The following is a 22892-nucleotide window of genomic DNA, read 5'->3' as shown; positions in this document are numbered from 1 at the left end:
AGCCGTGTTTGTGTCCGCGCGGACGGGGTCGTTCGCCAGGGGCGGAAGAGGGCCGCTGACCGGGAGTGTCGGCGCGAGGGTCCACAATGGGGGCGCCGTGCCCTGTCGACCACACCTGGTTGACGGGTCCGGCGTCAGGACGGCACCGGCCGACCGACGACCGACCTAGACACAGCCAGCGACACGTAAGGGAGCCCCGCCGCGATGGCCCGCCGCAGTTCGCAGACCCCGCCGCCCGGAGACTTCGAGGAGCGGATCCTCGACGTCGATGTCGTGGACGAGATGCAGGGCTCCTTCCTGGAGTACGCCTACTCGGTGATCTACTCGCGTGCGCTGCCCGACGCGCGGGACGGTCTGAAGCCGGTGCACCGCCGGATCCTGTACCAGGCCAACGAGATGGGCCTGCGCCCGGAGCGCGGGCACGTGAAGTGCGCGCGCCTGGTGGGCGAGGTGATGGGCCGGCTGCACCCGCACGGTGACGCGTCGATCTACGACTCCGTGGTGCGCATGGCCCAGCCGTTCTCGATGCGGCTGCCGCTGATCGACGGGCACGGCAACTTCGGTTCGCTGGGCAACGACGACCCGCCGGCCGCGATGCGTTACACCGAGTCGCGGCTGACCGCGGCGTCGATGGCGATGGTGGAGTCGATCCACGAGGACACCGTCGACTTCGGCCCGAACTACGACGGCAGCGAGCGGGAGCCGCTGGCGCTGCCGGCCGCGTTCCCGAACCTGCTGGTGAACGGTGCGACGGGCATCGCGGTGGGCATGGCGACGAACATGCCGCCGCACAACCTGTCCGAGGTGGTGGCGGCGGCCCGGCACCTGATCAAGCACCCGAACGCGGACCTGGACACGCTGATGCGGTTCGTCCCCGGTCCGGACCTGCCGACCGGCGGGCGGATCGTGGGCCTGTCGGGGATCCGGGACGCCTACGAGTCCGGCCGCGGCACCTTCAAGATCCGGGCGACGACGACGGTGGAGGCGGTGACGGCCCGCCGCAAGGGCATCGTGGTCACCGAGCTGCCGTACAACGTCGGCCCGGAGAAGGTCATCGCGAAGATCAAGGACCTGGTCAACGCGAAGAAGCTGCAGGGCATCGCGGACGTCAAGGACCTGACCGACCGCGAGCACGGGCTGCGGCTGGTGATCGAGGTCAAGAACGGCTTCGTGCCGGAGGCGCTGCTCGAGCAGCTCTACAAGCTGACGCCGATGGAGGAGACCTTCGGCATCAACAACGTGGCGCTGGTGGACGGGCAGCCGCTGACGCTGGGTCTGAAGGAGCTGCTGGAGGTCTACGTCGACCACCGCTTCACCGTGGTGCGCCGACGCAGTGACTTCCGCCGCCGCAAGCGCGAGGAGCGGCTGCACCTGGTCGAGGGCCTGCTGGTGGCCCTGCTCGACATCGACGAGGTCATCGCGATCATCCGGTCGAGTGACAACGCGCAGCAGGCGAAGGAGCGCCTGATGGAGCGCTTCTCGCTGTCAGACACGCAGACGGCGTACATCCTGGACACCCCGCTGCGCCGGCTCACCCGGTTCGACCGGGTGGAGCTGGAGCAGGAGAAGGCGAAGCTGACCGCGGAGATCGCGGAGCTGACCGAGATCCTGGATTCGGACACCCGGCTGCGCAGCGTGGTGTCGTCCGAACTGGGCGCGGTGGCCAAGCAGTTCGGCACGGAGCGGCGGACGGTCCTGTTGGAGGCGGGGGCGGCGCCGTCGGCGGCGCTGGCGGTGCCATTGGAGGTCGCGGACGACCCGTGCCGGGTGCTGCTGTCCTCGACCGGGCTGCTGGCGCGGACGGCGGACGGCGAGCCGTTCGAGCTGTCGGAGAAGCGGGCGAAGCACGACGTGATCGTGTCGGCGGTGCACGCGACGGCGCGTGCCGACGTGGGCGTGGTGACGTCCGCGGGCCGGGTGCTGCGGCTGCCGGTGATCGACCTGCCCGCGCTGCCGCCGACGCCGTCGCCGACGCTGGCGGGCGGGGCTGCGGTGGGCGAGTTCCTGCGGCTGGAGGCCGGGGAGCGGGTGCTGGCGCTGACCACGTTGGACGAGTCCTCGCCGGGGCTGGCGCTGGGCACCCTGCAGGGTGTGGTGAAGCGGGTGGTGCCGGAGTGGCCGGCGAACAAGGACGAGTTCGAGGTGATCGCCCTCAAGGAGGGTGACGAGCTGGTCGGCGCGATCGAACTGCGCACCGGTGAGGAGGACTTGGTCTTCATCACCTCGGACGCGCAGTTGCTGCGCTACCCGGCGGGCCAGGTCCGCCCGCAGGGCCGTCCGGCCGGCGGCATGGCGGGCGTCAAGCTGTCCGACGGGGCGCGGGTGCTGTCCTTCACGGCGGTGGACCCGGCCACCGACGCCGTGGTGGTCTCGGTCGCCACGACCTCCGGCACGCTGTCCGACGGCGAGCAGACGACCTGGAAGGTCACCGCGTTCGAGCAGTATCCGCGCAAGGGCCGCGCCACCGGCGGCGTCCGCTGCCAGCGATTCCTGCGCGGCGAGGACGCCCTGGCCTTCGCCTGGGCCGGCGCCGCCCCGGCCCGCGCCGCCACCGCCAAGGGCGCCCCGGTCGACCTGCCCGACCGCGACCCCCGCCGCGACGGCTCCGGCATCCCGGTCACCACGCCCATCGCGGTGGTCGCCGGCCCGGCGTAGCGGCGAACGGGGGGAGGGACGCCTCGCGGGGTGTCCCTCCCTCCGCCGTTTCCGGGGCTCGACGGCCGCGGCAGACGGTGAGGGTAGCCTTGCCCGGGTGAGCACCTGTGCGACGTTGTCGCGTGAACTTTCGGAGCCGCTGGCCGCGACGGCGGCGGTGGCGAGCACCTGGCTGCTGGTGGAGCAGAACGGGCCGTGGGGTGCGAAGGCCCTGCGCGAGAGCCATCTGGACGCGGCGCTCGGTCAGGCGCTGGAGGAGGCCGCGGCGGGGACGGGCGTGCGGGTGGCGCTGATCCGGCGGCCGGGGCGGCACGCGGACTGCCTGCCGACGGCGCGGCACGAGGTGATCGTGGCGCACACGGTGCCGGGCCGCGGCTGGGTGCGCCGGGCGGGGGTGACGGACCCGGCGGAGCTGCTGGGGCTGGACTTCGCGGCGCTCGGCGCGGGTGACCACACGGGCTTCGGGGCGGAGCACGTCGGCGGCCCGGTGGCGCTGGTGTGCACCAACGGGCGGCGGGACCGCTGCTGCGCGCTGCTGGGCCGTCCACTCGCGGCGGAGCTGGCGGCGGCCGGGCACAGCGAGGTGTGGGAGGTGACCCACCTGGGCGGGCACCGTTTCTCCCCGACGATGCTGGTGCTGCCGTACGGCTACGCGTACGGACGGCTGACGGCGGAGAGCGCCAAGGAGGTGCTGGCGGCGACGGCGTCCGGGCACATGGTGCCGGCGTGGTCGCGCGGCTGCTCGGGCTGGGAGCGCCCGGGCCAGGCGGCCGAGCACGCGGTGCGGCTGGCGACCGGCGAGACCGGCGTGGACGCGCTGACGCTCAGCCAGCGGCCGGACGGCGCGGGCCGCTGGCTGGTGACGGTGCTGCACCAGGACGGCCGGGCCTGGGAGGTGGACGTGATCGAGTCGGCGAGCGAGCCGCCGCGTCCGGAGAGCTGCGGCAAGACGGCGGGGACGCCGTCCCGCATGGACGTGCTGTCCGTGCGGGGGATCTGACGAGGAGCCTGGCCAGGAGTCCGAAAATCGGCCCGACCCGGAGTCCGAAAAGTGGCCCGACAAGGGGTCTGACCAGGGTTCCGGCAAGGGTCCGAGCGAACGAAGAGCGGCCCCGCGCCCGTGGGGGTGAGCGCGGGACCGCGGCAGCAGGGGCTCAGCCGGTGGCCTTGCCGACGAACTCGGTGGTGTACGTCTTGGACAGGTCGATCGACCCCTCCTTGCCCTTGACGTCCGGGTGGAACGCCGCAAGCACCGAGAGCACGGTCTTCGGACCGTCGGCCGGCATCACGCCGTCCGTGGTGAACATCGGCAGCGTCGCCTTGATCGCCGCCGCGTACTGGTCGGCGCCGCCCTGCCCGTAGTCGGCGGGCATCTTCGCGGCGATCTCCTCGGGGGTGTGGGTGGACATCCACTTGAGGGTCTTCACGAAGGCGTTGGCGAGCTTCTGGGTGGTGTCCTTGTTCTTCTCCACCCAGTCGATGTTCATGTACAGCGAGGACGACGGGTACAGGCCGCCGAGCGCCTGGCGCGAGCCCTCGGGGGTGCGCATGTCGTAGAGGACCTTGCCGAGGCCCTTGTCCAGGATGGTGGCCACGGTCGGGTCCGTGGTCATCCCGGCGTCGATGCTGCCCTGTTGGAGCGCGGCGATGAAGGTCTGGCCGGCGCCGACCGCGATCGGGCTGAACTCGCTGACGGCGGTGCCGTTCTTGACCGCGAGGTACTTGGTGAGGAAGTCGGTCGAGGAGCCGAGGCTGGTGACGCCGAGCTTCCTGCCCTTGAAGTCGGCGCCGGACCTGACGGCGTCGGCCTGCTTGGTGGAGACCACCTCGACCTCGCCGGGCGCCTGGGCGAACTGCACCACGGACTCGACGTTCTTGCCCTTGGCCTGTAGGTCGATGGTGTGGTCGTAGAAGCCGACGGCGCCCTGGACGTCCCCGGCGAGCAGGGCGGTGGTGGCGTTGACGCCGGCGGGCTCGGTCATCAGCTCGACGTTGACGCCGGCCTCGGCGAAGTAGCCGAGCCGCTGGGTGAGCATCGCGGGCAGGTAGATGACCTTGTCCAGGCCGCCGACCATGATCTTGACCTTGGGCCCGTCGACCTGCTGCCCGGCCGGGGCGGCGACCGCTCCGTGGCCGGCGGTGGCGGCGTCGTTGGCGCAGGCGGAGAGCGGGAGGAGCAGGACGGCGGCGAGGGCGGCGGCAGCGGCTCTGCCGGTCGGGTTGGGGCGCATGGGTGGGGGTGCCTCTCTCTTCTTGCCGGCGGGGGGTGTCAGCGGCCGTCGCCCGCGTCGGCGGGCTTCCAGCGGAACAGCTTCTTCTCGGCGAAGGTCAGCAGCCCCTCGGTGAGCAGCGCGACGACGGCGAGGATGGTCATGGCGGCGTACACACCGGCCGCGTTAAAGGTGCCCTGGGCGGCCGCGACGAGCAGGCCGAGGCCCTTGGTGGCGCCGATGTACTCGCCGACGATGGCGCCGATCAGCGCGAAGCCGAAGCTGACGTGCAGGCTGGTGAAGATCCAGGTGGTGGCGGCGGGGATGACCACCTGGAGGGTGACCTTGCGGTTGTCGGCGCCGAGGATGCGGGCGTTGGCGACGAGGTTGCGGTCCACCTCGCGGGCGCCCTGGAAGGCGTTGAAGAACACCGGGAAGAACACCAGCACCACGGCGGAGGCGACCTTGGAGGCCGGGCCGAGGCCGAACCAGATCAGGAAGATCGGCGCGAGCACGATGCGCGGGATGGCGTTGAGCACCTTGATGTACGGCCCGAACACGTCGGCCAGGAAGCGGATCCGGCCGAGCGCGATGCCCAGCAGCACACCACCGATGACGCCGATCACCCAGCCGGTGAGGGCCTCGTAGAGGGTGTAGCCGATCTGCTCGCCGAGCGAGCCCTGCGCGGTGCCGTGGGTGATCCACTGCCAGATCTGGTCCCAGATCTTCGACGGCTGCGAGAAGTTGAACGGGTCGATGACGTCCGTGCGGGCGCAGACCTCCCAGAGCCCGAGGAAGGCGACCAGGACCACCCCCCGGGCGCCGTAGACACCCAACTTCCGGTTGCGGGCGGCCCGTTCGCGGGCCTCGGTTCTCGTCGTGACGGCCGGGGGCTTCCCGGCGACGGCGGACGCGGTCTCAAGCGGCACGACCCGCTCCTCTCTCCCGGGTGATGCGCACCTCTTCGCCGAGCGAGGCCCAGATCTCGCGGTACAGCTCGACGAACCTCGGTTCCAGCCGGACGGCCTCCACGCTGCGCGGTCGTGGCAGGTCGACGGTGAAGATCTCCTTGACGGTGGCCGGTCCGGCGGTCATCACGACGACCCGGTCGGCGAGCGCGATGGCCTCGTCCAGGTCGTGGGTGACGAAGACGACCGACGCCGCGCCCCTGGAGGAACTCGTGCCGGCCCACAGCTCCAGCAACTGGTCCGACATCAGGGCGCGGGTCTGCACGTCCAGCGCCGAGAACGGCTCGTCCATCAGCAGGATCGCCGGGTCGTTGACGAAGGTCTGGGCGAGCGCGACGCGCTTGCGCATGCCGCCGGACAGCTGGTGCGGGTAGCGGTCCTCGAAGGCGGCGAGGCCGACCCGGCCCAGCCAGTCCCGGGCCCGCTCCTTGGCCTCGGCGGCGGGCACGCCGCGGAAACGCGGGCCGGCCATGACATTGGACAGGACGGTGCGCCAGGGGAAGACGGCGTCCTGCTGGAAGACGAACCCGACCTTCGGGTCGATCCCGCTGACGGGCTCGCCGTACACCCGGACCTCGCCCTCGGTGGGCTCCTCCAGGCCGCTGACCAGGGTCAACGTGGTCGACTTGCCGCAGCCGGTGGGCCCGACAACGGCGACGAACTCGCCTTGGGCGACGGTGAGATCGAGATCGCGGACGGCGGTGTGCAGGGCCCCGGAGGGGGTGCGGAACCGTTTGGTCGCGCCGGTCAGCTCGATCGCCGGGGTTGTGCTCATTCGATCCTCCCGGGTCAGTGCTTGCCCCGGAAAGGTAGGAGCGGCCCGGCCCCGGCGGGAGCCTTCTCCGCGTACTGCGACTTCTCCGCATAGAGGGGTGTTCTGCTCGTTTTGCTTCCGCTACAACTGCGGGGACGCGGCTGACAGAAACACGCCGGAAACGTAGGGTGTCCCGACCCCCGTGTCCCGCCCCTCCCGAGGACGCTCCCCACCCCGCAGAACCACCCCGAGAACCACCCCCGCAGACCCGCCCCTGCGCCCCCACCCCCGCAGAACCGCCCGAAGCTGCCGAGAGGAGGCCCGGATGAAGCTCCCCCACTGGCCCCGCCGGGTCTTCGCCCAGCTGCTGCTGAGCCAGACCGTCGTCACCGTCGGTGTCACCACCGTGACCGCTGGGCTGTTCCTGGCCCCGGTCAGCAGCGAGCTGGACCACGACGCGATGCAGCGGGCGCTGTCGATCGCCCAGGCCACCGCCACCGACGAGACGATCGCCCGGGCCGCCGACACCCGCGACGTGGTCACCGCGCAGCGCAACGCCGAACAGATCCGCCTGGCCACCGGCGCCAGCTTCGTGGTGGTCACCGACCTGGACGGGATCCGGCTCTCGCACACCGACCCCGGCCGGATCGGCCAGCGGGTCAGCACCGACCCGGAGCCGGCGCTGGGCGGCCGCAGCATCACCGCGATCCAGCAGGGCACCCTGGGCCGCACCGCGCGCGGCAAGGTGCCGCTGCGGATGACGGACGGCCGGATCGTCGGCGAGGTGTCGGTGGGCATCAGCGACGACTCGATCCGGCGCCGGCTGCTGAAGATGCTCACCGGGATCCTGCTGTGCGCGGGCGCCGGCCTGGCCGCCGGTACGGTCGCCACGCTCGCCCTGGCCCGTCGGCTCAAGCGCCGCACCCACAACATCGCGCTGGCCGACATCTCCGCGCTGCTGGTGGAGCGGGAGGCGATGCTGCACGGCATCCGCGAGGGCATGGTGGCGCTGGACGAGCGCGGCCGGATCCGGCTGGCCAACGACGAGGCGGTCCGGCTGCTCGGCCTGCCCGAGGACTGCACCGGCCGCCCGATCGCCGAGGTGCTGCCGCCGGGCCGGCTGGCCGACGTGCTGACCGGGCGGATCACCGGCGCCGATCTGCCGGCCGTCCGGGACGACCGGGTCCTGGTGGTCAACCGGATGGCGACCCCCGAGCGGGGCGCGGTGGTCACACTGCGCGACCGTACCGAGCTGGAGTCGCTGGTCCGCGAGCTGGACACCACCCGCAGCCTGACCGAGGCGCTGCGCGCCCAGGACCACGAGCACGCCAACCGGATGCACACCCTGCTGGGCCTGCTGGAGCTGGGCCGCCACGAGCAGGCGGTGGCGTTCATCTCGGAGCAGTCCGGCTCGCACGCCGTGGTCGCCGCCCGGATCGCCGAGCAGGTGCAGGATCCGCACGTCGCGGCGCTGCTGGCAGGCAAGACGGCGGTGGCGCAGGAGCGCGGGGTCCGGCTGGCGCTGGCCCCGGCGGCGCACCTGCCGGACGCGGTGGTGGACGCCCGGGCGCTGGTGACGGTGCTCGGCAATCTGATCGACAACGCGGTGGACGCGTTGACGCCGGGTGGGGGCGGCCGGGCAGAGGTGAGCCTGGCGGCGTCCGGCTCGACCCTGCTGCTGCAGGTCGCGGACAGCGGCCCGGGCGTGCCGGAGGAGCTGCGCGAGCAGGTCTTCGAGGAGGGGTGGACCAGCAAGGACGCACCCGCGCACCGTCCGCGCGGACTGGGACTGGCGATGGTGCGGCGGCTGGTCGAACGGACCGGCGGCCGGATCGTGCTCGACGCCGGGCCGATGGGCGGCGCCCGGTTCACGGTCGAGCTGCCCGAGGCCCTGCTCACCGATCGGCTCGTGGAGGCCTGATGATCGACGTACTCGTGGTGGACGACGACTTCCGGGTCGCCGACGTGCACGCCGCGTACGTGGCCAAGGTGCCGGGCTTCCGGGTCACCGGCACCGCGCACTCGGCCGGGGAGGCGTTGGCCTCGCTGGAACGCCGCCCCGTGGACCTGCTGCTGCTCGACCACCACCTGCCCGACGAGACCGGCCTGGCCCTGGTGCGCCGGCTGCGGGAACGCCAGGTGGCCTGCGACGTGATGATGGTGACCGCCGCCCGGGACGTGTCGACGGTGCATGCCGCGATGCAGCACGGCGCGCTGCAGTACCTGGTCAAGCCGTTCACCTTCGCCGGGCTGCGGGACAAGCTGGCGGCGTACGCGCAGCTGCGGCACGCGCTGGCCGCACCGGCCCGGGAGGCCGGCCAGGACGAGGTGGACCGGCTGTTCGCGACCCTGCGTAGCGCCGCCGCCCCGGCCGGGACCCTACCCAAGGGGCACTCGGCGCCGACCACCGACCTGGTGATGGGCGTGCTGCGCCGGGCGGGCCGGCCGCTGTCCGCCCAGGAGGTCGCCGACGCCACCGGGCTGAGCCGCTCCACGGCGCAGCGCTACCTCAAGCAGCTGGAACGGGACAGTCGGCTGCGGCTGACCCTGCGGTACGGCGACACCGGCCGCCCGGAGCACCGCTACGGGCTGGCGGCTCGGGCGTAGCCCCGGTCCTGGCCGGGTGGCAGCAGTCCCGGCCGGGTGGCAGCAGTCCCGACTTGGTGGCACCGGGCCCGGCGCCGCAGGGCCCCGGACATGGGGGAACCCCGGCGGCCTCAGGCCCGCCGGGGTTCCCCGGGCGCGACGGCTCAGGCCGCGCCCGCACCGGTGAGGGCACGCACCTCCAGCTCGGCGAAGCGGTCCGCGTCGGCCGGCTCGGGCGAGGTGACCGTGCCGATCCAGCCCGCCAGGAAGCCGAGCGGGATGGAGACGATGCCGGGGTTCTCCAGCGGGAACCAGTGGAAGTCGACGCCGGGGAACAGCGCCACCTTGGTGCCGGAGACCACCGGTGAGAAGAACACCAGCACGATCGCCGGGACCAGACCGCCGTACACCGACCAGACCGCGCCGCGGACGGTGAACCGCGACCAGAACAGGCTGTACAGCAGCACGGGCAGGTTGGAGGAGGCGGCGACGGCGAAGGCCAGGCCGACCAGGAAGGCGACGTTCAGCTGCTGCGCGTAGAGGCTGAGCACGATCGCCGCCGCGCCGATCCCGACGGCCGCGATCCGGGCGACGACGATCTCCTGCCGCTCGGCGGCCCCGGGCCCGGGCTCCTCCGCAGCCCGGGAGGCCGCGACGCCCTCCGACGACCGGGACGCCGGGACGGCCTCGGCCCGACGGCGGCGCCCCCGGTCGCGCAGTGCCCGGGGGCGCCGCCGGGGCCGGTTGCGCCAGACCCCGGCCCAGATGTCGTGGGCGAAGGCCGCCGAGGAGGCCAGGGTCAGTCCGGCGACCACGGCGAGGATGGTGGCGAAGGCGATCGCCGAGATCAGCGCGAACAGCACCACCCCGCCGGTGCTGCCGTTGCCGCCGCCGAGCACCAGGGCGAGCAGCGGCACGGCGGTGTTCCCGGCCGAGTTGGCGTGCCGCACCTCGGCCGAGCCGACCAGTGCGGTGGCGCCGAGGCCGAGCACGATCGCCATCAGGTAGAAGCCGCCGACCAGGCCGATCGCCCACATCGTGGAGCGGCGGGCGGCGCGCGCGGTGGGCACGGTGTAGAAGCGGGACAGGATGTGCGGCAGGCCGGCGGTACCGAGCACCAGGGCGAGGCCGAGGCTGAAGAAGTCCAGTCGGCTGGTGAAGGTGCGGCCGTACTTGAGCCCGGGTTCCAGGTAGCGGTGTCCGGTGCCGCTGTGCTGCGCGGCCTGGCGCATCAGTTCGCCGAGGTCGCCGTGGAAGCGGACCACCAGCAGCACGGTGAGCAGCACCGAGCCGGCGGTGAGCAGGAAGGCCTTGATGATCTGGATCCAGGTGGTGGCCCGCATCCCGCCGATCGTCACGTAGACGATCATCAGGGCGCCGACCGCGATGATGGTCCAGGTCCGGGCCTGCGGGCTGTCGGTGCCGAGCAGCAGGGCGACCAGCGAGCCGGCGCCGACCATCTGGGCGACCAGGTAGAGCAGGGTGACGACGACGCTGGCGCCACCGGCCGCGGCGCGCACCTTGCGTCGGCGCAGCCGCAGCGCGAGCACGTCGGCCAGGGTGTACCGGCCGGCGTTGCGGACGAGTTCGGCGACCAGCATCAGCACCACCAGCCAGGCGACCAGAAAGCCGATGCTGTAAAGCACGCCGTCGTAGCCGTACAGGGCGATCAGCCCGGCGACGCCGAGGAAGGAGGCGGCGGAGAGGTAGTCGCCGGAGAGGGCGAAGCCGTTCTGCAGCGGGGTGAAGTCGCGGCCGCCTGCGTAGAAGTCCTCGGCGGCGTTGCCCTGGCGGCCGACCCAGAGGGTGATGCCGAGGGTGACCAGGACGACGACGGCGAACAGCACGATCGCGAGCGAGTGGTGGTCGCCGGTGGGGGCGACGGGGGGCGGGGTGGCGGTCGTCAGCACGGTCGTCACCGCGTTCCTCACCGGGCCGGTCATCAGTGTGGTCATCACGCTCGTCATCGCAGTTGGTCCTGGGTGTCCCAGCGCAGGCCCAGGGCGGCGCGGTCGCGCTTGGTCCGGGCGTTGCGGGCGTAGAGCCAGGTGAGCAGGAAGGTGGAGGCGAACTGCAGCAGGCCGAGCAGCCAGGCCACGTTGAACGGCCCGGCCACCTGGGTGCGCATCAGGTCGGGGGCGGCCGCCTGGGCGGCGACGTACAGCAGGTACCAGCCGAGGAAGCCACCGGTGACCGGGAAGACGAACGACCGGTAGCTGCGGCGGATGTCCTGGAAGGGCGCGCTGGCCTGGACCGCCCGGTAGACCTCGGTGCTGTCGGCGGCCTCCGGAACGGCCGCCGGAGCGGCGTCGACGACCGGGGCGTCCGGGCGGATCGGCGGGACGGCGGCCCGGTCGGCCGGCGCGGCGACGGGCTCGGCCGCGACCGGTGCCGACCGCTCCGCACGGGCGGGGGCCGTACGCGCCGGAGCCGTGCCCGCCGAGGCCGGCCGGGCTGGCGCGGGCTGCGTCGGCACGGCCGATCGGCGGTGCGGTGCCGACGGCTCGAACGGCTCGGACGTGGCTCCGGACGGGACGTCGGCCGGGCTGCCGGACGGGGTGGCGGACAGGGTGGGGGCAGCCGGAGCGGCCCACCAGTCGAATCGCTCTCCCTGCCCGGGACTGCTCGTCTGCTGCTGTGGCACTGCTGCTCCTGGGCCCGGCCGGACGTTCTGACCCGAACCATGATGGGGGCCGCCGGACAGCGCCTCCGACCACCGCAGATGCGTTCACTCGATGAGGTGATCGATCATCTGACAGGCACTCATACGACTACTGCTGCGTACCGGTGATTCCGTGTCGGAACGCGTATGCGACCGCCTGCGCCCGGTCCCGGACCGCGGTCTTGGCGAACAGGTTGTTGATGTGCGTCTTCACGGTGGCCTGGCTGACGAACAGCCGCTGGGCGATCTCGGCGTTGGAGAGCCCCTGCGCGATCAGCGCCAGCACCTCGGCCTCCCGGACGGTCAGCCCGTCGGGCAGCTTCCCCGGCCGTACGGCGGGCCGTTCGGCCGTCGGCGCGGACCGGCCCGGCTGCTCCGACAGCCTTTCCAGCAGCCGGAGTTGGACCTGCGGCGAGAGCCCGGCCGCGCCCGCGCGGACGTCCGCGACGACCCGGGCGATCTCCTCGGCGCCGGCGTCCTTGGTGAGGTAGCCGCGCGCCCCGGCCTGCAGTGCCGGGAACAGCGAGTCGTCGTCGGCGTAGGTGGTGAGGATCACGACCTCGGTCTCCGGGTGCGCCGCCCGGATCCGCCGGGTCGCCTCGACGCCGTCGCAGCGCGGCATCCGCAGGTCCATCAGCACCACGTCCGGGTGATGGCGCTCCACCAGGGCGACGGCTTCCTCCCCGTCGCCCGCCGCGCCGACCACCTCGATGCCGGGCAGCAGCCCCAGCAGCATCACGATGCCCTCGCGCACCACCGTCTGGTCGTCCGCCACCAGCACCCTGGTGACCGCCGCCGTCATGCCGGCACCCGCAGCAGCACGCGCCACCCTCCGTCCTCCGGGCCCGCCAGCAGCGTGCCTCCGAGCAGTTCCGCGCGTTCGCGCATTCCCAGCAGACCGTACCCGCTGCCGCTGCCGGCCAGCTCCCCCGGCGACAGCTCACCCGCGGACTGGCCGCGCGGCGGGCGGGTGTTGCGCACCTCCAGCTCCACGACCCCGTCCAGGTAGCGCAGTTCGACGGAGCAGCGGGCGCCGGGCGCGTGCTTGCGCACATTGGTCAGCGCCTCCTGCGCGGTGCGCCGCACCGCGAGGGCCGGCTCGGCGGCGAGCGGCCGGGGCGTGCCGGTGACGACGAGGGCGGCCCGCTCCCGGCCGGTCAGCTCGACCAGGAAGTCCCCGACCGGGGTGAACTCGCCGCGCAGCGCGGACAGCGCCTGCCGGGTCTCGGCCAGCCCGTCCTGCGCCATCCGCCGGGCGGCGACGACCCGTTCGCGGATCTGCTCGCGATCGGTGTCGCGCTCCAGCATCAGCCGGGCCGCCTCCAGGTGGACGAGCTGCGCGGAGAGGCTGTGGGCGAGCACGTCGTGGATCTCCCGGGCGATCCTGGCCCGTTCGGCGAGCGCCGCGCTCTCCGCCTCGGCGGCCCGCGCGGCCCGCTCCTGTTCGAGCAGTCGGCGCGCGGTGCCGCGCGCCTCGACGTCCAGCCGCAGCAGGTAGCCGAGCAGGACGGAACCGCCGACGGTGGCGGAGATACTGAGCCAGCTCGCCGGGGAAGCGGCCGTGTACGAGCCCAGCGCGGCCACCGCCGCGAGCAGGGCGGGCGCGAGCGGCAGCCGGATCAGCACCGTCACGGCCAGCCCGATCCAGAGGAAGTCGGCCAGCGTGTAGGCCAGCCCCCGGTTGGCGAGCCAGGCGGCACCGATCAGGGCGGCCGACAGCAGGTACGAGGCCGTCGGGCGCTGCTCCCGGGTGACGCGCAGGTAGAGCGCGCAGAGCGCGACGGCCGCGACCAGCCCGGCCGCCGCGGCCACCGCCGCCCAGCCGGCGTACTTGCCGTCGGAGAAGGTCCCCCAGCCGACAACGGCCAGCAGGACGATCCGACCGAACACGCTGAGGACCCGCCGCGGCCGGCTCTCGGCCTCACGCTCCAGCCCCTCGCGGGACGGCCAGCGGGTCCGGTACCACGCGGCCACGGGTGCCTCCTCGGTGCTCACGGCGGCTCAGGGCTCACCGACGGGGGATCACTGCGGTCCTTCGACAGGGTCTCGACGAGATCACCGCAGCACGGCGGTCCGCTCGACGGGCTCCAGCATCCGGGCCCGCCAGTTCACCACGAGCGAGCGGACCAGCAGCATGACCGCCATGCCCAGCATCAGCGCGCTGCCCGACTGGTGGACGTGCAGCGCCGAGCCGATCCCGTACAGGACGACCCGGACGGCGATCATCCCGCCCCAGGCGGCCATCGTGGCCTTGGTGCCCTTGGCCAGGACGGTGCCGTCGGCGTCCCGCCAGAGCCGGACGGTCCAGCCCCAGAGGGAGCCCATCGCGAGCACCGTCACCAGTCCGGCGGCCAGCAGGGCGATCGAGAGCCCGGTGTGCTGATGGTCGATGATCTGCGGGTCGCGCAGTGCGACCACGCCCAGGATCAGCGGCAGCAGCCAGAAGCGGCGCTCGGTGTCGAGGCGCTGGACACGCATCTGGCGCTGGACCACCGCGACCATCACCACCGCGATCACGAGGAGGTTGGCAAGGGCGCTCATCGAACTTCTCCGTCCCGACGGAAGGGCTTGTGCTGACCTCTCCGACGCTACGGACCGGGCCGTTCCCCCTGATCGGAGCGGGGGTGGACCTCGGGTGGAACGGAAAGCGCGCGGGCCCTCCACCCGTGGGTGGAGGGCCCGGCCGGACGGGGTGCGTCAGGCGTCGATGCGCGAGCGGTCCAGGGTGGCCGCCGAGTCCACGATGAACTCCTTGCGCGGGGCGACGTCGTTGCCCATCAGGAGGTCGAAGATCCTCTCGGCCTGTTCCAGGTCGCCCAGGTTGATCCGGCGCAGCGTGCGGTGGCGCGGGTCCATGGTGGTCTCGGCCAGCTGGTCGGCGTCCATTTCGCCCAGACCCTTGTAGCGCTGCACCGGGTCCTTCCAACGCAGCCCCTTGCGCTGGAACTCCAACAGGGTGGAGCGCAGTTCGGCGTCGGAGTAGGTGTAGTGGTACTTCTCCTGGCCGCGCTTGGGGTTGGTGAGCTCGATCCGGTGCAGCGGCGGCACGGCGGCGAAGACCCGGCCCTGCTCGACCATCGGCCGCATGTAGCGGTGGAAGAGGGTCAGCAGCAGGGTACGGATGTGCGAGCCGTCGACGTCGGCGTCGGCCATGAAGATGACGCGGCCGTAGCGGGCCTGGTCGATGTCGAAGGTGCGGCCCGAGCCGGCCCCTATCACCTGGATGATCGCGGCGCACTCGGCGTTCTTGAGCATGTCGCTCACCGAGGCCTTCTGCACGTTGAGGATCTTGCCGCGGATCGGCAGCAGCGCCTGGAACTCGGAGTTGCGGGCGAGCTTGGCGGTGCCGAGCGCGGAGTCGCCCTCGACGATGAACAGTTCGCTGCGGTCGACGTCGTCGCTGCGGCAGTCGGCCAGCTTCGCGGGCAGCGAGCTGGTCTCCAGCGCGGTCTTGCGGCGCTGGGCCTCCTTGTGCTGGCGGGCCGCGACCCGGGTGCGGGCGGCCGCGACGACCTTCTCCAGCACGGCCCGCGCCTGGAGCTTCTCGTCCTTCTTGGCCGAGGTGAGGAAGGCCTTGAGCTCCTTGGCGACGACGGCGGCGACGATCCGGTTGGCCGCCGAGGTGCCGAGCACCTCCTTGGTCTGGCCCTCGAACTGCGGCTCGGCGAGCCGGACGGTGACCACCGCGGTGAGGCCCTCGGTGGCGTCGTCCTTGGTGACGTCGTCCTCGGCGACGCGCAGCAGCTTGCCGGCCCGCAGCGCCTCGTTGACGGTCTTGGCCAGCGAGCGCTCGAAGCCCGTGACGTGGGTGCCGCCCTTGGGGGTGGCGATGATGTTGACGAAGGAGCGCAGGGTGGTGTCGTAGCCCGTGCCCCAGCGCAGCGCGATGTCCACCCCGAGGTGGCGGGTGACCTCGGTGGGGGTCATGTGGCCGAGCTCGTCCAGGACCGGCACGGTCTCCTTGAAGGTGCCCTCGCCGCGCAGCCGCAGCACGTCGCAGACCGGCTTGTCGGGGGCCAGGAACTCGCAGAACTCGGCGACGCCGCCGTCGTAGCGGAAGACCGACTCGTCGATCTGCTCGCTCTCGGTGAGCCGTTCGTCACGCACGACGATGGTCAGGCCGGGGACGAGGAAGGCGGTCTGCCGGGCGCGGCTGTGCAGCGTCTCCAGGGAGAGCTTGGCGTCCTTGAGGAAGATCTGCCGGTCGGCCCAGTAGCGGATCCGGGTGCCGGTGCGGGTCTTCGGCACCTTGCGGGCCTTGGTCAGCCCGTTGGCGGGCTCGAAGGGCGCGTCCGGGCTGGTCTCGGTGAAGATGCCCGGGGTGCCGCGGCGGAAGCTGATCGCGTGGGTGTGGCCGCCGCGGTCGACCTCGACGTCCAGCCGGGCGGAGAGGGCGTTCACCACCGAGGCGCCGACGCCGTGCAGACCGCCGGAGGCCGCGTAGGAGCCGCCGCCGAACTTGCCGCCGGCGTGCAGCTTGGTCATCACGACCTCGACACCGGACAGTCCGGTCTTGGGCTCGACGTCGACCGGGATGCCGCGCCCGTTGTCGCGGACCTCGACCGAGGAGTCCGGGTGCAGCACGACGTCGATGCGGTCGCAGTAGCCGCCGAGCGCCTCGTCGACGGAGTTGTCGATGATCTCCCAGAGGCAGTGCATCAGGCCGCGGCTGTCGGTCGAGCCGATGTACATGCCGGGGCGCTTGCGAACCGCCTCAAGGCCCTCCAGGACGAGCAGGTGCCGCGCGGTGTAGTTGGAACCGTCGTCGCCGGCCAGCAGCGCGGACGGCACGGTCGTTTCGGCACTCACGCGGCACTCTCCTCGGTGAAGTTCTGTCTCATCGGTCACATCCGGACGGATCCGGACCAAACGCCAGTGCAGCACGCCGCACCGACATCCGTCGCTCTGCGTGCCCGCACCCCTCCGCCGGGCGTGCAGCACGTCGGCCGGGCCCCGCGCAGCTTGTACGCGCTGCGCGAACAAGGACCGCGCCGGGGCGTGGGCCCCGGGGGCGCCATCTCCTCCCGGTAGCACCGGTCCTGGCGGATCGTGGGACCGGCGCAGGCTCCGGAACTGCCGTTATGCAGGCTACCGGGGCCTGGGACGGGGCTTATGCTCCAACCCGGCAGAGGATTATGCTACGCGGACCTCGGACCCGATCCCGATCGGACGTTCGAGCGGTGGACGGATCCCGGGACTCGGCACGCATGAACCACCGGCGCCCGGGGCACGTCCTCATCAACACATGCAGAATCCTCAGAGAAGAAAAGCCACGAGCGGGAACGTTTTCGGCCTGGTTGGATGTTGACCCTGGTACGACAGCTCGTCGAGCTAGAGAAGAGGCGACGTGACTACTGTTCTGACACCTGCGAGCCCGCTCACCGCGGCTGACCGCTGCGACCGATGCGGCGCCCAGGCTTACCTGCGCGTCGTACTCGCCAGCGGCGGAGAGCTGCTCTTCTGCGCCCACCACGGCCGGAAGTTCGAGCCCGAGCTCAAGAAGATCGCCGTGGAGATACAGGACGAGAGCGGCCGTCTCAGCACCAGCCCCAACGCGACGGCCACCGACGACGAGCGCTGATTCCAGGCGCCGCCACCAGCAGCCAGCGTCGAGCTGTGTCCGGTCACGCACTGCGCGCGACCGGTGAGCCGGGCGATTGCCCCCCCGGGGGCCGGTCGCCCGGCTCCGCTGTTCTCCGGACGGTTCTCCCGCGTTCACCCGCTGCGGGCTCGGTGATTCGACGCTGCGTCAGAACGTGACCGAGGCATCACTCACCGCGAGGCTCGCGGCGGCTCCCCGCCACTCACAGCACCGAGTGCACCGCGTCCGCGACCGTGGACACCCGCGTGTAGACGCCCGGGTGGGCCGCCTCGGCACAGCCCGTCCCCCAGGACACCAGGCCGACCAGTCGCCCGTCGACGACCAGCGGGCCGCCGCTGTCGCCCTGGCAGGCGTCCTTGCCGCCCTTCTCCTCGCCCGCGCAGACCATGCCCCGGGCGTCGAACTTGCCGTCCTGCCCGCCCGGGTAGGCGTGCGCACAGGTCTGGTCCGGAACGATCGACACGTCCACCCCGCGCAGCACGGGCGAGTAGTCACCCCGCCCGGTGGTGTCGCCCCAGCCGTACACCTGCGCCCTGGTCCCGGCCGCGTACGGCGCCGTTTCGCCCGGGCCGACCAGCTCGACCACCGGCCTGGAGCCCTGGGACTCGGCGAGCGTGAGCACCGCGACGTCGTTCATGTTGGCGGCGAAGGAGTAGTCGGGGTGGATCCAGACCGACTGCACCGCCACCTCGCGGCCGGACGTGCCGCGCATGTCGTCCCGGCCGATGATCACCTTGAGTCCGGGCCGCTCCACCCGCCCCTTGCCCTCGTCGTAGAAGCAGTGCGCGGCCGTCACCACCTTGGCCGGGCCGACCAGCGCGCCCCCGCAGAACTGACCGGAGCGGCCGCTGCCGAACTGCTGGCGGCTGGCCAGCGCCACGATCCACGGGTGGTCGACGGTGCTGGCGGCGTTGCCGCCGACCACCCGGCGCTGGGCCTCGGCCGGCGCCGCCGTCCCGAGGGCGACCAGCGGCACGGGTACGGCGGCGAGCAGCGCCAGCACGGCAGCCCGGCGACGGCGATCCGCCCGGGCGGCGGCCGGGTCGGCCCGGGGCGGGACGGGGGTCGGCAGGTCAGTGCGGTCCGGCTCGGTCGGCACCGTGACTCCAGAAGGCTCGGCAGCAGGCAACCGGCACAGCGTAGGTGTTCAACTACGCTGTGCGTCCGCTTCCGGACACGCCGCCACCCGGACGAGCGACAACCAGCACCCGGACGCTGACACACCCGGGGCCGGACAGCCGTGAAGGCCCGGAGCCGTACGGCTCCGGGCCTTCACGTCGACGATCGTTATCGATCAGTCCAGGTAGTCGCGCAGCACCTGGGAGCGCGACGGGTGGCGCAGCTTCGACATGGTCTTCGACTCGATCTGGCGGATGCGCTCACGGGTGACCCCGTACACCTTGCCGATCTCGTCGAGCGTCTTCGGCTGGCCGTCGGTCAGACCGAAGCGCATCGAGACCACGCCGGCCTCGCGCTCGGACAGGGTGTCCAGCACCGAGTGCAGCTGCTCCTGGAGCAGGGTGAAGGAGACCGCGTCGGCCGGGACGACCGCCTCGGAGTCCTCGATCAGGTCACCGAACTCACTGTCGCCGTCCTCGCCCAGCGGGGTGTGCAGCGAGATCGGCTCACGGCCGTACTTCTGGACCTCGATGACCTTCTCGGGGGTCATGTCGAGTTCCTTGGCCAGCTCCTCCGGGGTGGGCTCGCGGCCCAGGTCCTGGAGCATCTGGCGCTGGACGCGGGCCAACTTGTTGATGACCTCGACCATGTGCACCGGGATACGGATGGTGCGGGCCTGGTCGGCCATGGCGCGGGTGATCGCCTGGCGGATCCACCAGGTGGCGTAGGTCGAGAACTTGTAGCCCTTGGTGTAGTCGAACTTCTCGACCGCACGGATCAGACCCAGGTTGCCCTCCTGGATCAGGTCCAGGAAGAGCATGCCGCGGCCGGTGTAGCGCTTGGCCAGCGAGACCACCAGGCGGAGGTTGGCCTCCAGCAGGTGGTTCTTGGCCCGGCGGCCGTCCTCGGCGATGATCTCCAGCTCGCGCTTGAGCTTGGGGGCGAGCTTGTCGGCGGCCGAGAGCTTGTCCTCGGCGAACAGGCCGGCCTCGATGCGCTTGGCGAGCTCGACCTCCTGCTCGGCGTTGAGCAGCGGGACCTTGCCGATCTGCTTCAGGTAGTCCTTGACCGGGTCGGCGGTGGCACCGGCGACGGCGACCTGCTGGGCCGGCGCGTCGTCCTCGTCGTCGTCGGAGAGGACGAAGCCCTCCGACTCCTCCTCCGGGCCCTCGGCCTCGGCCTTCTCGCCCGGCGTCGCCGTCTCCTCGAGCAGCTCCTCCTCGCCGAGCAGCTCCTCGTCGCCCTTGCCGGACTTGGCGGCGGTCTTCTTGGCGGCGGCCTTCTTGGCCGGCGCGGCGGTCTTCTTGGCCGCGGCCTTCTTGGCCACGGCCTTCTTCGCCGGGGCCTTCACCTCGGCGATACCGACGGTCGCCCCCTCGACGGTGATGTCGGCGGAGACGGTGGGAGCCGGGGCCGCGGCGGCGGCCGCGACGGCCGGAGCCGCGACGGGGGCGCCGGGGGCGATCCGGACGGGCGGCTTGGTCGGGGCCGACGGGGCGGCCGGGCTCCGGGTGGTGACAGCCTTGGTGGCGGTGCGCTTGGTGGGGCTCTTGGCAGCAACGCTCTTGCGCTTGGCGCCGGCCGGTTCGGCCGCGCTGACCATGAGGTCCACCCCCTCCTCAATCAGCACCTGGTTGAGGCTGCGCATGACGTTCTTCCACTTGGTGACCGGGATCTGGTCCGCCTCGAACGCCTGGCGCACGTCGTCACCGGCGATCTGCCCCTGGGCCTTGCCCCGCTCGATGAGCGCCAGCAGAGCCGCGGACTCGGCGATCTCGGGGGGAAGCGAACGGGATGTGCTGGCCGACACGAACAACCTCTCGGACGATGAGTGGACTCGAACCCGTACCGGCCGCCCGAGCGGGCGGGGAAGGAAATCGCGCGTCGGACGCGCGGTGTCGATTCCGACCGACTCGGGCTTGAGGACTGGGTTTGCAGGACGGCAGCAGCGCCGCGGACCAACACAGCATTCTGACATGTTGGAGTATTCCGGAGCTGCTCCCGCTCAGGAGACATCGCTGCTACTCGTCAAGTGTTACGCATGGCCTTCGTGTCGCGGGTCACACCACTCGGCGGCCGCGGCCACGGGGCCGGGTTCCATCATCGCGCACTCGCGCCGAAAGCTTTTGTCATGGCCTGGGCGGACGTCGTTGTCTGGGCGGACGTCGTTGTCTGGGCGGATCGTGGCAGCCACGGCAGCTCGTGGAGGCCTGGGCGATCCGGTCCTGCGAGGGCCGTCCGGGCCTCCGCATGCGGAGGCCCTCCGGCTGCGCCACGCGGTGCGGCCGGAGGGCCTCGGCGGAGCGGACCGCCGGGCCCGGCGCCTCCGCTCGTCGGAACAGCCCGCTCAGTGCTCCCGGGGCGCGGGGACGGACGGCTCGACCTCGGGGTGGACGGTGAGCAGCGCCCGCATCCCGACCTCGGCCGCGGCGCCGTCGCCGGCCCCCAGTGCGTCCACCAGCCGGGCGTGCAGGCTGACCGAGGACTCGGAGGGCCGCTCGCACGAGATCGCCGGGCCGCCCGAGACGTGCAGGGCGCAGCCGACGATCCCGGACAGGTGCTCCAGCATCCGGTTGCCGGCCATCTGCAGGACCAGGCCGTGCAGCTCGGCGTCGGCCCGGGTGTAGGTCGAGAGGTCGGCCTGGGCGGCGGCGTGGCCCATGATCTCGACCAGTTCGACCAGCCGCTGCTGGACGTCCTCCCGGCCGTGGCCGGCGGCCAGCCGGGCAGCTAGCGGGTCGATCGCCCAGCGGAGCTCGAACAGCTCCCGGCGCTGCTCGTCCCGCTGCGGGCCGAAGGCACGCCACTCGATGATGTCGGGGTCCAGCAGGTTCCAGTCGCCGACCGGGCGGACCCGGGTGCCGACGTTCGGCCGGGCGCTGACCAGGCCCTTGGCCTCCAGCACGCGCAGCGACTCGCGGACGACGGTCCGGGACACCTCGAAGCGCTGGCCGATCTCCTCGGGGACCAGCGGGCGGTCGGCGCCGAGGTCACCGGAGACGATCATCTGGCCGAGCTGCTGGACCAGCTGGCCGTGCAGACCGCGACCGCGGCTGCTGGTGGTCTTGCGGCCGACCCGGCCGATGTCGGACTCGGCGCCCTCCCAGCGGGGCGCCGGCGGGGCCGGCCGGTCGGCGTACGAGAAGCGGTCCAGGTCGCCGGAACCGTGGATCGGCCCATCGGCGGAACGGGCGGGGGTCATGGTGGGGTGCGCAAGGGTACTCACGCCTCATTTGTCGGCGATCGGCGGGCGCGGCTTGAGAATTCTCGTGAAAAGCACACGAAAGGGTGATCGCCCGTGACTGGATAATTGACTTCTTATCAGGAAGAACCGCTCATTACGGTCACTGCTGGTCGATCTTGGTCCTTCGGGGTGCCGATGCCCCACCGCTTGCGGCGCCGGGCCCTACCGGTCGCCGCGCCGGGCCCTACAGCGCACGGCGTCGGGCCTGGACGAGCAGCGCGGCGAGCAGCAGGACGGCCGCGGGGGCCCCGACCGCCGCGAGCAGCGCCGGGTCCGTCAGCGCCGCGCTCCCGGCCGCCGCCTCGTGCGCCCCGCCGTACACCCAGCCGTAGGCCCACTCGATGCCGGACTGGAACGGCAGCAGCTCGGCCGCGCGCACCGGCCACGGCCGGCCGGTCCGGCGCAGCAGCAGGGCGACGCCGGACTCCAGCAGCGGCGGCAGCGCACACAGCAGCAGCACCCCGGCGGCGGCGCTGCGGGTCAGCGACGCGGTCAGCACCCCGGTCCAGGCGGCCACGACGGTCAGCAGGACGAACGCCAGCAGCGCGGCCGGCACCCCGTGGCCGGCCACCAGCGCCAGCGGGGCGAAGACGCCCGGCAGGTCCGACAGCCCGGACAGCCCGGCGCCGCTCACCGCCCCGGACAGCCGCTCCGACAGTGCGCCGGGCTCCGCCCAGGCCGCCACCGTCACCCCGCCCGGCAGCGAGAGGTGCACGGCCACCGTGTCGAGCAACAGGGTGGCCAACGCCAGCAGCGCCGCCACCGGGCCGACCACCAGCAGCTTGGCCAGCAGCAGCCGCACCCGGCGCGGGTACGACACCAGCGAGGCAGGCAGCCCCGGGTGGCACACCTCGTGCCCGTACGAGAGCGCGCCCAGCACTCCGGCGCCGAGGGCCGCGAACGGCAGCGGGATCAGCGGGACGGCGGCGGTCAGCAGCCGCACCCCGGCAGGCGCGGCCAGCAGGCCGTCCGGGGTCTGGCTCGCCAGGACGGCGGCCACGGCGGCGTCACCGAGCAGGACGCCGGCGAGCAGCAGCCAGGTGGAACGCAGGCCGCACAGTCGGCGCAGTTCGTAGGCCAGGGCACGCACGG

18 protein-coding genes are annotated in these 22892 nt (G+C 72.5%); 5 read left to right on the top strand and 13 right to left on the bottom strand.

All coding sequences use genetic code 11. The features are described from left to right. Nucleotides 1-204 precede the first annotated feature (204 nt). Together ACIBEC_RS34125 and ACIBEC_RS34120 are read left to right on the top strand one after the other, a co-directional pair. Nucleotides 205-2655 carry a DNA topoisomerase IV subunit A gene (locus ACIBEC_RS34125; RefSeq protein WP_360506031.1) on the top strand — a complete coding sequence of 817 codons (2451 nt, stop codon included), beginning with the start codon at nt 205-207 and terminating at the stop codon, nt 2653-2655. 97 nt (nt 2656-2752) lie between these two features. After that, on the top strand, nt 2753-3655 hold the full coding sequence (locus ACIBEC_RS34120) for a sucrase ferredoxin (RefSeq protein ID WP_360506028.1): 903 nt from the start codon (nt 2753-2755) through the stop codon (nt 3653-3655). A gap of 154 nt (nt 3656-3809) precedes the next feature. Here ACIBEC_RS34120 and ACIBEC_RS34115 read toward each other — a convergent pair whose 3' ends face one another. From ACIBEC_RS34115 to ACIBEC_RS34105, 3 genes are read right to left on the bottom strand one after another with little or no spacing between them, the layout of a single operon-like run. Further along, complete coding sequence (locus ACIBEC_RS34115) at nt 3810-4886, bottom strand: ABC transporter substrate-binding protein (protein WP_360506025.1); 1077 nt, start codon at nt 4884-4886, stop codon at nt 3810-3812. A 38-nt stretch (nt 4887-4924) separates the two neighbouring features. Then, nucleotides 4925-5794 carry an ABC transporter permease gene (locus ACIBEC_RS34110; protein ID WP_360506022.1) on the bottom strand — a complete coding sequence of 290 codons (870 nt, stop codon included), beginning with the start codon at nt 5792-5794 and terminating at the stop codon, nt 4925-4927. Next, nucleotides 5784-6608 carry an ABC transporter ATP-binding protein gene (locus tag ACIBEC_RS34105; protein WP_360506020.1) on the bottom strand — a complete coding sequence of 275 codons (825 nt, stop codon included), beginning with the start codon at nt 6606-6608 and terminating at the stop codon, nt 5784-5786. The genes ACIBEC_RS34110 and ACIBEC_RS34105 overlap by 11 nt, the downstream gene beginning before the upstream one ends. A gap of 304 nt (nt 6609-6912) precedes the next feature. Between ACIBEC_RS34105 and ACIBEC_RS34100 the strand changes: the two genes are divergently transcribed. Next, nucleotides 6913-8508, top strand: coding sequence for a sensor histidine kinase (locus ACIBEC_RS34100; RefSeq protein ID WP_360506017.1), 1596 nt, complete (start codon nt 6913-6915; stop codon nt 8506-8508). Next, nucleotides 8508-9194 (top strand): response regulator, encoded by a 687-nt coding sequence (locus ACIBEC_RS34095; RefSeq protein WP_360506014.1) that lies wholly within the window; start codon nt 8508-8510, stop codon nt 9192-9194. The genes ACIBEC_RS34100 and ACIBEC_RS34095 overlap by 1 nt, the downstream gene beginning before the upstream one ends. 143 nt (nt 9195-9337) lie before the next feature. Here ACIBEC_RS34095 and ACIBEC_RS34090 read toward each other — a convergent pair whose 3' ends face one another. The 6 genes from ACIBEC_RS34090 to ACIBEC_RS34065 all read right to left on the bottom strand — a co-directional run bounded on the left by ACIBEC_RS34090 (nt 9338) and on the right by ACIBEC_RS34065 (nt 16644). After that, the gene (locus ACIBEC_RS34090) at nt 9338-11140 is read right to left on the bottom strand and encodes a cation acetate symporter (protein ID WP_360506011.1); all 1803 of its coding nucleotides are present in this window, start codon (nt 11138-11140) and stop codon (nt 9338-9340) included. Then, nucleotides 11137-11817: a DUF485 domain-containing protein gene (locus tag ACIBEC_RS34085; protein ID WP_360506009.1), complete on the bottom strand. Its 681-nt coding sequence runs from the start codon at nt 11815-11817 to the stop codon at nt 11137-11139. Before ACIBEC_RS34085 ends, ACIBEC_RS34090 begins: the two co-directional genes overlap by 4 nt. Nucleotides 11818-11944: 127 nt before the next feature. Next, on the bottom strand, nt 11945-12637 hold the full coding sequence (locus ACIBEC_RS34080) for a response regulator transcription factor (RefSeq protein WP_360506006.1): 693 nt from the start codon (nt 12635-12637) through the stop codon (nt 11945-11947). Beyond that, entirely contained in the window at nt 12634-13809 is a 1176-nt protein-coding gene (locus tag ACIBEC_RS34075; protein WP_360506003.1) for a histidine kinase, read from the bottom strand. The genes ACIBEC_RS34080 and ACIBEC_RS34075 overlap by 4 nt, the downstream gene beginning before the upstream one ends. Nucleotides 13810-13890: 81 nt before the next feature. Beyond that, the gene (locus ACIBEC_RS34070; protein WP_360506000.1) at nt 13891-14376 is read right to left on the bottom strand and encodes a DUF1453 domain-containing protein; all 486 of its coding nucleotides are present in this window, start codon (nt 14374-14376) and stop codon (nt 13891-13893) included. A 156-nt stretch (nt 14377-14532) separates the two neighbouring features. Then, entirely contained in the window at nt 14533-16644 is a 2112-nt protein-coding gene (locus ACIBEC_RS34065; protein WP_360505997.1) for a DNA topoisomerase IV subunit B, read from the bottom strand. 538 nt (nt 16645-17182) lie between these two features. On the opposite strand from ACIBEC_RS34065, the gene ACIBEC_RS34060 reads away from it, so the two are divergent. Further along, entirely contained in the window at nt 17183-17416 is a 234-nt protein-coding gene (locus ACIBEC_RS34060; protein ID WP_360505994.1) for a hypothetical protein, read from the top strand. Nucleotides 17417-17639: 223 nt separating this feature from the next. Here ACIBEC_RS34060 and ACIBEC_RS34055 read toward each other — a convergent pair whose 3' ends face one another. The 4 genes from ACIBEC_RS34055 to ACIBEC_RS34040 form a co-directional block, all read right to left on the bottom strand. Next, the gene (locus ACIBEC_RS34055; protein WP_360505991.1) at nt 17640-18536 is read right to left on the bottom strand and encodes a serine protease; all 897 of its coding nucleotides are present in this window, start codon (nt 18534-18536) and stop codon (nt 17640-17642) included. Nucleotides 18537-18731: 195 nt separating this feature from the next. Then, on the bottom strand, nt 18732-20366 hold the full coding sequence (locus ACIBEC_RS34050) for an RNA polymerase sigma factor (protein WP_360505988.1): 1635 nt from the start codon (nt 20364-20366) through the stop codon (nt 18732-18734). A gap of 537 nt (nt 20367-20903) precedes the next feature. After that, a complete protein-coding gene (locus ACIBEC_RS34045) occupies nt 20904-21782 on the bottom strand; it encodes an FCD domain-containing protein (protein ID WP_360505985.1) in 879 nt (292 codons plus the stop codon). 202 nt (nt 21783-21984) lie between these two features. After that, nucleotides 21985-22890, bottom strand: coding sequence for a hypothetical protein (locus tag ACIBEC_RS34040; RefSeq protein ID WP_360505982.1), 906 nt, complete (start codon nt 22888-22890; stop codon nt 21985-21987). Between the last annotated feature and the right edge of the window lie 2 nt (nt 22891-22892).

The sequence above is a fragment of the Kitasatospora sp. NPDC051164 genome (assembly GCF_044455625.1).
Lineage (GTDB): Bacteria > Actinomycetota > Actinomycetes > Streptomycetales > Streptomycetaceae > Kitasatospora.
This window is presented reverse-complemented; position numbering and strand designations above follow the sequence as displayed.